Below are 11,600 nucleotides of genomic sequence, written 5' to 3'. Positions count from 1 at the left end.
GATACTAGGCCGTGGACCACCCAATTGATGACTCACTCACAAATATTTTTATGGCAGTATTGCGTTAGGTGACGTATGCAACGAACCGTTCGAGATACTCTCGTCTCTTTCCTCGTTGGAGGCGCAGTGTGCATCGGTCTGTACTGGATTGGAGGATTTCCCAGTCTCGCGCTCGTAACGGGGCTTTGCTGGGCCTGTGGACTCACACTCACCTTCCACATCGGCCATCACTACCCGGCATACGCGACCGGGGAGACGTGGAACGACAAACGCTGGACGGGACTTAGTGTCGGACTCGTTACGTTGGCTGCACTCATCGGTGTCAGCCCGTTGTTGGGAGTTACTGACGAACTGCGTCTCGGACTCGGATTCCTGGTCACGGGAGCCGGATTTGTCGCGTATGCGGCGGGTACACTCGCCGTGTTGGAACGAATCGGTGAAGATTCGGCCGTCGTCTCCACTGCGTCAGAGACAGCATACTCGAGCGACGGCGACTGATCGGCCAGCCGGACAGCGTGAAGTCCGACAGACGAAACGGAAGCGACCATGACCGACGCGTCGGTTTCTGACGACGAGTTTGTGGTCGGCGAGCGCCACCTCGATGGGTGATTGATCGCTGTCCGTGAACTCGAGGGAATCCGTTGACGTACTGTTCACGGTTCTAAGACACGTTTCAGCCGGACAGAATTGTTTGCGACATCACTCTTTTTCGTATGAGTCAAGTCTACTATTCTCAACATCAACTTCCCAATTGATTGTGATTTCGTCGCCAGCAAAATAACCGGTGCACCCCGAAAGAGAAGCGGCGATACGAGTATTCGCTCGGATTGTGACCCCCATAATATTATATATTCACTTGTGTCCGCTCGAAAATTTTTCTCAGTATTGTGCTTTCTCGACGTAACGTGGTGTGCGATTCATAACTCGATCCGCGATAGCACTGCGTGGGTATTTTCCACCAATGACACGCGAAGACGACACGACGTACGACAGCCGTCGGAACGTCCTCCGAACCGCTGCAGTGATCGGGACGGGAGCGGTCGGCCTCACGGGAGTCGCGGCTGCGGACGAGCACGGAGAATTCAACAACGGAAGAAGGCGTGACGAGAAGCGAAAACACGACGACAGACGCCACTACGACGACAAGGATCGAAAGAAACACCGCGACAGGAAGGATCGGAATGGACGCCACGACGAGAGACACCACCACGATTACGATACCCGTCGTCCCGACCCGGTTACCGACACTGACGGGTTCGTAGAGTACGTCAAACGCATGGCTCTGCGAAGCTTCGACCGATAGAACAATCAGTGAGATGCGGGGCTTCGCCTAACTGTTTCGCGATCACAGGCGAGAGAACCAACTCTCACAAATCTCGAGGGCGGGGGTCGACGATGGACGAGCACTCGGTTCGTGCATCGTCCGTTTTACCGACGATTCGAAGCGACACCAGCTCCGAACGGTCGCGTGCCACTCGATTACGCTCGAGTGGACGGCCCGGCCTCGAGGCTCAGTCTTCCGTTCGAGAGTGTCACGCCCGTCGTGGTTGGCAGTTATCCCGGTATTTCGCGTACGTACCGCATGCGTCTCTTGCAGATTTTCGTCCCGCGGGGTGATCGCGAGCTCGTTCTCGAGACGCTCGAGGCGGAGGGAATCGAGTACGCGGTGACCGAGGAAACCGGACCGGGTGGGTTCGAAGCGCTCGTGTCGATTCCGATCACGCCGGCCGGCGTCGAACCAACGCTCGAGAGACTCCACGAGGCGGGCATGGGCGAAGAGGCTTACACCGTCGTCGTGGCCGCGGAGACGATCGTCTCCGAGCGGGCCGACTCGCTCGCGGATCGGTTCTCCGGGACTCGGATCTCGAGAGAGGAGCTTCGGTCGCGGGCCGTCGAACTCGCGCCGGCGTCGTCGACGTACTTCTCCTTGCTCGTGTTGAGTACGATCATCGCGACGGCGGGGCTCTTGCTCGATTCGACCGCGACCATCATCGGCGCGATGGTCGTCGCGCCGCTCATGGGGCCGGCGCTCGCGGCGAGCGTCGGCGTCATCGTCGACGACGACAGCCTCGCCGCGCGCGGGGTCCGGCTCCAGGTGGTCGGCCTGCTCACGTCCGTGATGACCGCGGCGGTGATGGGGTACCTGCTCCGCGGGACGGTTCTGTTGCCCCCGGCGTTCGACATCACGACGGTTCCGGCGATACAGGAGCGAATTACCCCCGGCTTTCTCGCGCTCTTTCTCGCGCTCGGTTCCGGAGCGGCCGGCGTGATCAGTCTCACGCGCGGCGTAGGGTCGGTGCTGGTCGGCGTCGCTATCGCCGTCGCGTTGATTCCACCCGCCGCGACAGTCGGTCTCGGCATCGCCTGGGGTCACCCCGAAGTGGTCCTCACCGCCGGCACGCTGGTGTTGATAAACATGCTATCGATCAACCTCACCGCCCTCCTGTTGCTGTGGCTCTCGGGCTATCGACCGCACCGCTCGGCGGGCATCGAACGAGCCTACGGTCGACTGCGCTCGCGCGTCGCGGTCCTTCTTTTCGTGATCGTGCTGCTCTCCGTCGTTCTCGTGGGAGTTACCTACGGAACGTACCAAACCGCATCCGTCGAACACGACGCGACCGTCGAACTCGAGTCGATGAGCGACGACCCCGCCTTCGGCGACCTCGAGTTCCGGGAGGTATCGATCGATTACGAGCTGTACGATGTCTACACCGGTTCGAAGCCTGTTATTACCGTCCTCGTCGAACGACCGCCCGGCGCGGTGGAACCGCCCGATTTCGCCGAGACGGTTCGCGGTCGACTCGAGTCGGCGACCGGCGAGGAGGTGACGGTCGTCGTCGAACTCGTCGACACTCGACGGGCGTGACGTTCACAGCAGATTATCGTTCTCGACGTGTGGGTCCGATCGGTGTGTGACCCAAGCCGGTATTACCGAATGGGCTAACACTGATTTACTCTCCGAAGAAATACTATATGTGGGCGAAAAGTAAAATATATGTTGAATATATGGTTGCTTGTATAGATTATTACTACACAATGCTTATTTCCCTTGCCCACTCCCTCTCTCTATGGACAGTCGGCATCGCTTTCGAACGAGATCAAAACTACTCGTTGAGATCCGTCCACTCGGTGGTTCCGGACAGAAATCGGTGATTTCTTCATGAGTTCGGTTGGCATTGGTATCGTCGGTCTCGGTGGAATGGGACAATTACACGCACGAAACGTTCTCGAGCACGGCGCTGACGTTTGTGCTGGGGCGGATATCGTCGAATCGAAACGCGCTCGGTTCGGCGAGGAGTTCGACGCGCGGACGTACGAATCACACGAGGGACTCCTCGAGGACGACGCCGTCGACGCCGTCGTCGTCACGACGCCGAACCGGTTTCACGAACCGATCGCCGTCGCCGCGCTCGAGGCGGGTCTCGACGTGCTCGTCGAGAAACCGCTGGCACACACCCTTGAGAGCGCAGAGCGTATCGTCGACGCCGAAGCCCGGTCGGACGGCATCTGTATGGTCGGCTTTCACAACCGCCACGCGGCGTCGACGGCGCTGTTCGACGAGTACGACGATCGCGGCCGCTTCGGCGAGTTGACCCACGTCGAGGCGAACTACGTTCGTCGCCGCGGCGTCCCGGGCCCGGTTCGTGGTTTACCGACCCCGGACTGGCCGGCGGCGGCGCGTTGCTCGACATCGGCGTGCACGCGATCGATCTCGCGCTGTACACGCTCGGCTTCCCCGAAGTCACGGAAGTCTCCGGAATCACGAGGACGACCTTCGGCACGCGAGAGGAGTACGCTGATCCCGACGGGTTCGGCGACAACTGGGACGCAGCCCTCGAACCGTACGACGTCGACGACTCCACCAGCGCGTTCGTTCGATGCGCCGACGGATCGACCATCTCGCTCGAGGCGGCCTGGGCGACGAACCGCGAATCGTCTACGGACTTCGTCGTCCGCGGGACGGAAGCCGGCGCGTCGTTCGAGATCGGCGATAACGACCTCACGATCCTCGAGACCGGAACTGGCGGTTGCGACCACTACGCCGATGTCGACCTCAGCGGCGATCCGTCGATCACCGGTCATCTCGAGCAAGACAAGCGATTCCTCGAGGCCGTCGCCACCGGGGTCGAGCCACAGACGAACACGATCGAGGAGGCCCTGACGGTACAGCGGGTGATCGACGCTATCTACCGCTCGAGCGAGACCGGGCGAGCCCAGCAACTGGCCGACGCCTCCGATCAGGAGATTCAGGCCCGACTCGACTGACGGGTTCGGCACTCGTTTCGCTATCACTACCCCACATTACTCGGCTCCGTCTCGAACGGTCGTCACTGACACCGTTCGCGTCCTCGGGCCATCGAATTCGGCCAGTAACACCGACTGCCAGGTCCCCATCGCGAGCGAGCCGTTCTCGATCGGAATCGTCACCGACGGTCCGACGACCGACGCCCTGAGGTGCGAATCGGCGTTCCCATCGAGTTCGTCGTGAGCGTGGCCCTCGTCGGGAACGAGTTCCGAGAAAAAGTTCTCGAGGTCGGTTCGGAGCCGGTCCTCGTCTTCCTGGAGGAGAACGGCTGCCGTCGTGTGCGCGACGAAGACGGTACACAGTCCGCGGTCGATATCGCTCGCCACCGCGTCGCGGACGCGGTCGGTGAGATCGACGGTCGTCAGCCGCTTTTCGGTCTCGACTGTGAACTCCATACTGGAACTGGTGGCGTGATCGAGAAGACGGTTCGCCTTACAACTGTGCGGACGCCCAGGCTGCTCGTTCTCGCACCGCGGGATTCGGATCACCGTCAGCGAGTTCCTCGAGCGCGCCTCGAGCGGTTCCAACCCGTCCGTGGCCGATCGCGGTACAGGCGTTCGCGCGGACCTGCGCGTGCTCGTCGGAAAGTAATTCGACCAGCCGGCGCTGTGCTCGGACCTCGTTCGTGTCGGCGGCGAGGCGGCCGATCGTCACCGCCGCGTTCGCGCGGGTGGTCGGATCGTCGCTCTCGAGGGCGGTCGCGATCGTCGAACAGTGGGGTTCGATCGTTTCGGGCGCGGTGCGTGCAATGTCGCCGAGACAGGCAATCGCGTTGTTTCGCAACGCGCGGTCGTCGTGATCGACGAGCGAGACGATGTCGTCGACGAAGTCGAAAATAGAGACGGCGTCCGCCCTGACTACCCGGCCGATCGCGGTGAGTGCAGACACCCCGCCGGTTCGGGGCGCAGCGTGCAACACTTCGCACAGCAGCGACAGCGCTGGCGTGATCTCAGTTGGATACTCCTTCGACAGTTCCGCGACCAGTTCGACGCTCCAGCGGTCGACGGTCGATCGCTCCTCGAGGACGGCGACGAGTTCGTCGACGTGATCGACGACGGTGTCCGGCCGCTCCTCAGCGACCGCGTGGAGGCACCGAAAGAGGTCTCGAGTCGCCTGCTGTGGGAGGGTTGCGGTCACGCACGAACTGATCCCCGGCACCGATGGCGCGACGTCGTCGGGCGATTCCCGCGCGAGTTCGGCCAGACAGTAGGCGATCGACTCCGCGGCGTCGGTCGATTCGGTCTCGAGCAGCGCGCGGAGTTTCGGCACTGTCGGCAGACACGCTTCGGGATTGGTTTCGACAGTTTCGCAGACCGCCTCGAGCGCTCGCTCTCTCCGTGCGGGTTCGTCGCTGTCGAGTCCCGCCAGAACGGTCGGTAGTTCGAACCCCTCGCCCCCCGTCGGCGTGCGTCCGTCCGACTCGTTCCCGTCGCTCTCCATGCTACCTGTGGGATACGAGATAACGGGGAAAAACCTTCCGAATATTTTGCCGGAAATGTCGGGTAGTAAAGACAGTCACGCGAGCCAGTCGTCGGGCTTCGTGTCGTAATCGACGTCCGAGGCGGCGAGATGTTCGACCTCCTCCCAGGGTACGTCTTCGACGGTCACCTCCGTGCCGTCGTACCGAAGGCACGTGCCGCGCTCGTCGGCCTCGGGCTCTCGGTTCCGGCGCTTTGCCACTTCGACGTCGTGTTCGTCCACCTGCTTGACGATCGTCAGGAGGTTCACCGGCCGACCCCAGAGTTCGAAGACGCGTTTGAGCGTCTCTCGAGCCTGCGCTAAGTCCAGCATAACGCCGTTGTACTGGTGACCGAGCAGGAGTTCGTTGGCGTTGTTGTAGTTGCCGTCGTAGACCGCGATCGTCGGTTTCCCGAAGTTGGTAAACTGCAGGAGCAATTTCTTCTTGACGTCCTCGGCTTCGTCGCTCGAGACGTGGAACTGGCCGGTCGCCCGGGAGTGCTCGTACGTGAAGTAGTCGTTTTCCGTGATGAACTCCTGGGTCAGGAACTGATCGAGGAAGGTCACGTCGTTGTGGCTCTCGCGAATGTCGAACATCCGGTCCCAGCCGGCGGTGTACTCGACATCCGCGAGTGCCTCCTCGACGCTCTCGTACCGCGCGTCGTCGAACAGGTAGCGGCCGATCCGCTCGAGGTCGTTCTGGCTGACCCGCGTCAGGAACCCGCGGTGCTGGCGCTTGACTAGCGAGTAGTGTCGCCGGGCCAGTCCCTCGTAGGTGAGCACCTTCCACGGATACCGCCCGACGTCGATTTCGCCCGCTCGCGCCGCCTCGAGGGCCTCGTCGTCGACGTACGCGGACGGCAGGTCGACGACATCCTCGAGCGTCTCGGGGGTGATCCGAACGAGCGCCTCTGGCGGCTCGAGTCGCTCGCGCACCGCCTCGAAGTCGACCACGTCGGTGAGGTTGCGCCACGAAACGCCCTCGACGCGAAGCAGGCGTTCGAGGACTTCTCGGCGGTTCGTCTTGTTCTCGACGTACTCCCACAGTTCCATTCCGAGGCTGTAGGGGTTGAGTCCGGGCGAGGCCAGTACCCGTGCCATGTGATCGGCGTAGTTGACGAACTCATCGTCCTCTGCGAAGCCCTCGTCGCTCATCATCCGCGACTCGTGGTAGGCGGCCCACCCCTCGTTCATCACCTTCGTCATCTTCTGGGCGGCGAAGTAGTACGATTCGGCGCGCATCATGTCGAGGATGTCCCGCTGCCACGGTTCCATCTCGACGGCGCGTCCCGCTTCCTCGTCGAACTGCTTGCCGTGCTCGCGAACGAACGCGAGGATGTCCTTCTGGGGCTGTGCGGGGAACTCTATCGAGGCGTCGTCGCCCTCTACGGCCTCGAGCCACTCCTCGTCGAACACTTCGCCTTTGACCTCCTCGGAGAGCTCGAGGTCGTCGAGTTTCGCCGCCAGATCTTCGTCTAGCTCGTCGGTCACGTCGCCGTCGATGTCGAGGCGTCGCGTGTAGATCTGGTGCTGGTCGATGTTGTCCTCCAAGGTCAGACAGTGGTCGATCCACTTCTCGACGTCCGCCCGATCGATCTCCGGGTCGGACATGTAGTCGTCGATGGACTGAGCGTGGCGCTCTAACATCGCCGCGGCGTTGACCGCGCCGTCGTCGGCCTGCCCGCGGGTGAACAGGCCGAACCACTCGTTGTTCGCGAAGAAGTCCGAGTGGGCCTCGACGTGGGTGATGACCGCCTTCTGGTCGGCGATCGTGTTCGACTCCTGTAAGAAGGCGTGTGCCGGATTGTCGTTGTTGACGATCTCGAAGGCCTTCCCGCCGCCGTACTGGCCCTGCTTCTGTTGTTTGTCGTACTGCATTCCCCACCGCCAGTGGGGATACCGGCTCTGAAAGCCACCGTAGGCGATGAGTTCGTTCATCTCGTCGTAGTCGATGATCCAGTACTTGACCGGGTACGGCTCGAGGCCGAGTGTTTCGGCCAGGTTTCGCGCTTCCTCGACCGGCTCCTCTAACTCCCCGGCGATGGCCTGTTTTCGGAACCGGTCGGCGTTGGAATTTGTCTTGCTCATAGGTGTCTCTGGTTCGCTTTCATTACTCGTCCGCCTCGCTCTCCGTCGAGAGGATCTCGTAGATCGCGTCTGTCACGTCGCCCTCGCCGTTGACGTACGCCACCGCGACGTCCTCGGCGTCGCGACCGAAGTGCTTCTCCAACTCCTCGGCGTGCGTGGCGTTGATCGCGTTACCGCTCGGCTGGGTTTCGACGTAGGCGTGGAGATTGGCGGGGATCTCCTCCATCCTCGGGATCACTCGCTCGCTCGTGTCGTTCGAGGAGTTCTCGGAGTCGCCCGCGGCGAAGACGTAGCGGTTCCAGTCGGTCCAGGGGTACTCCTCTAACAGTTCGGCCGCCAGATCGTAGGCACTCGAGATCTTCGTGCCACCGCCGCTTCGGATGCCGAAGAACTCCTCGCGGTCGACCTCCCACGCCTCCGCGTCGTGGGCGATGTAGACGAACTCGGCGTTGTCGTACTTGCCCTGGAGATACCAGTCGAGCGGCGTGAACGTCCGCTCGACCAGTTCGCGTTTTTTCTCGCGCATCGAGCCGGAGACGTCGCGAATGTTGACCACGACCACGTTCTTTTCTTTCTCCTCGATGATCTCGGGGTAGCGGTAGCGCTCGTCCTCCCGGCGGAAGGGGACGTGCTTGATCCCCTCGCGGCGGATCTTCTGCTGGACGGTCTCGCGGGAGACGTTTTCCTCGACGGCTTCGATGGAGTCCCACTTTCCGCGCTCGTCCGCCACGTCGGCGTGGGCCTCTTCGACCCAGGCCATCGACACGGGCAGGTTCTCGCCGCGAGCCCACTCGAAGACCTCGCGGGGCGAGATCCCCTCGACCTTGCACAGTTCCCTGAGGAAGTCCTCGTCGAAGTCCATCGCCAGTTTGCGCTTGAGCCCTTCCTTGAACATCCGCTCGAAGTCGAGCGTGCTGTCCGGCCCCGAGCGCGTCATGTCCGTGAACGGCCCCTCTTTCTCCTCGACGACCTGCTTGCCTTTCGGCTCTAAGTCCAGTCCGAGCTCCTCGTCGAGTTCCTGGGCGAACTCCTCGGGATCCATCTCGTAGTACTCGTGTTCGCCGCCTTCCTCACCGGGTTCGTCCCCCTCCTCGCCATCGTCGTCTCCCGGCTGTGGCTGAGGCTGGCCGATCGGCTGGCCGACATCCGGGGTGTCGCCGTCGCCCTGTCCGACGCCGCCCTGGTCGCGCTGGTCGTAGGCGAACTCCGGCAGCGAGACGATCTTGACCGGCACGCTCACCGATCCGGGTCGACTCTGGCCGAGGTCGCCGTACTGGATGAAATCGGCCAGATCCTCCCGGCGTTTCTCGCCCACCTCGCGGAATCGCTCGAGGTCGTCTCTCAGTCCCATCGGTGCACCTCCGTTCGTGCGGGTACCACTGGGCGCTCGAGCGCACACCTGTCACCGCGCGGGTACCGATTCGATTCGTCCCCCTTCTCGGTCGCGTTCGCGTTCAGTTCCATCGGTAGCTCACCTGTCCCATGATGTGTCTGCTGGTCAGTTCCGCGGAGGCCTCGCTGTACCCGAAGCGATCGACCATCGCCTCGATCGTGCTGTCTTTGACCGCCTCGGTCTCGGTTCCTTTCGGCGGGTCGTCCCACTGGCGCGGGTCGAAGTCCTCGAAGGTCCGCTCGACGTCGTCCCAGTCGTGGCTCTCGAGGACCGAGTTGATGACCGGAATCGCCGTGAGATCCACGTCCGCGACGGCGAAGTCCTCGTCGCGGTGGTCCCAGGCGTGTCGGTTCAGCGCCGTGATGACCTTCTCGCGGCGGAATTGGACGACGCTCTCGCGCGGCTGATTGCCCTGGTAGGCCTCCTCGGAGAACTGCCCGAGGTGCTCGACCTCGAAGAGTTTCATCTTCAGCGCGTCGGGTTCGACCGCCTCGCCGCGGTCGTTGTAGAGCGGCTGGTCGGTCTCCCAGGCGTAGACGTGCTCGACGTACTCGGCGACGGTCTCCTCGTCGACCCGCTTGTCGGCCATGATCGCCTCGACGACGTCCGACTCCTGCTGGTCGTAGATGTAGTTCTTCACGGGGACGATCCGGTTCTCGAACTCGGAGCGCTCGCCGGTCGAGAAGACCGGGGCGTCCGCGAGTCCGTCGGCCATCGCGTTCAGCACGTCCCGCGGCATGATCACGTCCTCGACGGAGAGTTCCGGGTGATGGCGATCCCGGTCGGTCTGGAGCAGTTCCGCGAGTCGGTCGCGCGTGTAGGTCACCGGCACGCCGTGTTCGCCGTCGTGGCCGTCGCCGTCGAACTCGAAGTCCGCTTTGGTCCGGCGTGTATCGCCTTCCTGTAAGTAGCCGCGATCGAACAGCAGCGCCTTCTCGACGAGGTCCAGCCCGGCGGGCAGGTTCTCCTCGTCGAGTCGCGTGACCACGGCATACAGCGCCGCGGCCTCGATGGCGTGGGGCGCGAACTCCCTCGCGGTCGTCTCCCCCTCGCCGTCTCTGACCGTGACCGACACCGGTTCGCGGATCCGTGACTCGAGCTCCTCGTACTCCGTCGCCTCCCAGATCGACGTTTCGTTGGTCAGCTCCCGGCGGATCAGCTCGGTCTCGAGGCTCAGGTTCGTCAGGTAGCCGAACTGGTGTTTATCGAGGCGGCGTTTGAGCGCCTTCAGCGGGTCCATCCCGTTGCGATCGGCGTGCTGGTTGAGTTGTGCCTCGAGATCCGGGTTCGAGATGATCACCATCTGCGTGTCGATGTCCATCCCGATCCCCTTGTCCAACTTCACGGACTGCTCGTCGGGCACGTTCAACAGCTTCTGGAGCAGATCCGCGTGCTGGGCGGCGTCCTCGACGATGGTGAGGACGCCGTTGCCCTGCGAGATGACTCCGTCGTAGCTGAAAGCCTGCGGGTTCTTTCGCCCGCGGGAGTCGAGTTCTTGCAACATGCCGTGCATCCACGACCCGACCAGTCGCTCCTTGGGCGGCCCCGCGTCCTCGGAGTGAAGGACGCCGACGCCCTGGCCCACGTCGACGACGTAGTTTTTCACCCGCAGGTGGTTCTCGTCGGTGATCGCCGAGAACAGCGACTCCTCGCCCTGTCGACGGTAGCGCTCCTCTAAGAACTCGTAGGCTTCCCGCGAGAACGGATCGAGCCGCGAGTCGACGTGGATCGGAACATGATCCTCGAGTCGGTCGTTCAGCTCCGCCAGCAACTCCTTGCGCACCTCCTCGGGGAAGACCGATAGCGGGTGGGCCTGCACCGGGCTCTCGTACCAGTTCTCGTCGTCCCCGGCGGTCGGATCGCCGCCGTAGCTCAGCCCCCTCGAGTCGGCGGCGGTCGTCACGTTCCACTCCACGGTGTAGCGCCGGCCCGCCGGCGTCTTCGAGTACTCGCGCAGTCCGTTGACCAGACAGCGCTTGAGTTCGGACTTGCCGGTCGCGGTCGGCCCCTCGAACCAGACGATCTTCTCGTCTTTGGCCCTGCCCGCAGCGATCGAGCGCAAGTCGTCGACGAAGCCGTTGAGAACCTCGGTGTTGCCCAAGATTGCGTGCTCGCCGTCGTTGTGCGGATCGTCGAAGAAGCGGTATCGCTGTTTCTCCTCGCCCTCCTCGACGACGGTCCGCGTGCCGGCGGCCTCGATGGCCTCGAGCAGGTACTTCGAGGCGTGGGAGGCGATCGTCGGGTTCTCGAAGATCCGATCGACGTACGCTCCGAGGGTCATCGGCTCTTCGTAGGTCTCCTCGAGGGCGCGATCGGCCTCGTGGACGTAGTCGTTTCCTCTCATGGTGGGTCTCC

General features: G+C 62.8%; 8 protein-coding genes and 1 pseudogene. 4 read left to right on the top strand and 5 right to left on the bottom strand.

Features of this window, described 5'->3' with window-relative positions; all coding sequences use genetic code 11:
* Window positions 1–75: 75 nt before the first annotated feature.
* From EL22_RS01290 to EL22_RS01275, 4 genes and pseudogenes are all read left to right on the top strand, one after another.
* Complete coding sequence (locus EL22_RS01290; RefSeq protein WP_050049788.1) at window positions 76–498, top strand: hypothetical protein; 423 nt, start codon at window positions 76–78, stop codon at window positions 496–498.
* A gap of 463 nt (window positions 499–961) precedes the next feature.
* Window positions 962–1,303 (top strand): hypothetical protein, encoded by a 342-nt coding sequence (locus EL22_RS01285; protein ID WP_050049787.1) that lies wholly within the window; start codon window positions 962–964, stop codon window positions 1,301–1,303.
* Window positions 1,304–1,582: 279 nt separating this feature from the next.
* Entirely contained in the window at window positions 1,583–2,866 is a 1,284-nt protein-coding gene (locus EL22_RS01280; RefSeq protein WP_050049878.1) for a TIGR00341 family protein, read from the top strand.
* Window positions 2,867–3,160: 294 nt separating this feature from the next.
* Window positions 3,161–4,266, top strand: a pseudogene (locus EL22_RS01275) (Gfo/Idh/MocA family protein).
* Window positions 4,267–4,302: 36 nt separating this feature from the next.
* Here EL22_RS01275 and EL22_RS01270 read toward each other — a convergent pair.
* The 5 genes from EL22_RS01270 to EL22_RS01250 form a co-directional block, all read right to left on the bottom strand.
* Entirely contained in the window at window positions 4,303–4,701 is a 399-nt protein-coding gene (locus EL22_RS01270) for a secondary thiamine-phosphate synthase enzyme YjbQ (protein WP_050049786.1), read from the bottom strand.
* A 37-nt stretch (window positions 4,702–4,738) separates the two neighbouring features.
* Window positions 4,739–5,746, bottom strand: a complete 1,008-nt coding sequence (locus tag EL22_RS01265) for a HEAT repeat domain-containing protein (RefSeq protein WP_050049785.1) — start codon at window positions 5,744–5,746, stop codon at window positions 4,739–4,741.
* A gap of 75 nt (window positions 5,747–5,821) precedes the next feature.
* Window positions 5,822–7,852, bottom strand: a complete 2,031-nt coding sequence (locus EL22_RS01260; protein ID WP_050049784.1) for a SpoVR family protein — start codon at window positions 7,850–7,852, stop codon at window positions 5,822–5,824.
* Window positions 7,853–7,874: 22 nt separating this feature from the next.
* Window positions 7,875–9,203, bottom strand: a complete 1,329-nt coding sequence (locus EL22_RS01255) for a YeaH/YhbH family protein (protein WP_050049783.1) — start codon at window positions 9,201–9,203, stop codon at window positions 7,875–7,877.
* A 103-nt stretch (window positions 9,204–9,306) separates the two neighbouring features.
* A complete protein-coding gene (locus EL22_RS01250) occupies window positions 9,307–11,589 on the bottom strand; it encodes a PrkA family serine protein kinase (RefSeq protein ID WP_050049782.1) in 2,283 nt (760 codons plus the stop codon).
* Window positions 11,590–11,600: the final 11 nt, after the last annotated feature.

Origin of the sequence: Halostagnicola sp. A56, from assembly GCF_000691505.1 — an archaeon.
Lineage (GTDB): Archaea > Halobacteriota > Halobacteria > Halobacteriales > Natrialbaceae > Halostagnicola.
This window is presented reverse-complemented; position numbering and strand designations above follow the sequence as displayed.

Coding starts and splice junctions, on each gene's coding strand:
- EL22_RS01290 (WP_050049788.1), top strand. CDS start 76: ATGCAACGAACCGTTCGAGATACTCTCGTCTCTTTCCTCGTTGGAGGC.
- EL22_RS01285 (WP_050049787.1), top strand. CDS start 962: ATGACACGCGAAGACGACACGACGTACGACAGCCGTCGGAACGTCCTC.
- EL22_RS01280 (WP_050049878.1), top strand. CDS start 1,583: ATGCGTCTCTTGCAGATTTTCGTCCCGCGGGGTGATCGCGAGCTCGTT.
- EL22_RS01270 (WP_050049786.1), bottom strand. CDS start 4,701: ATGGAGTTCACAGTCGAGACCGAAAAGCGGCTGACGACCGTCGATCTC.
- EL22_RS01265 (WP_050049785.1), bottom strand. CDS start 5,746: ATGGAGAGCGACGGGAACGAGTCGGACGGACGCACGCCGACGGGGGGC.
- EL22_RS01260 (WP_050049784.1), bottom strand. CDS start 7,852: ATGAGCAAGACAAATTCCAACGCCGACCGGTTCCGAAAACAGGCCATC.
- EL22_RS01255 (WP_050049783.1), bottom strand. CDS start 9,203: ATGGGACTGAGAGACGACCTCGAGCGATTCCGCGAGGTGGGCGAGAAA.
- EL22_RS01250 (WP_050049782.1), bottom strand. CDS start 11,589: ATGAGAGGAAACGACTACGTCCACGAGGCCGATCGCGCCCTCGAGGAG.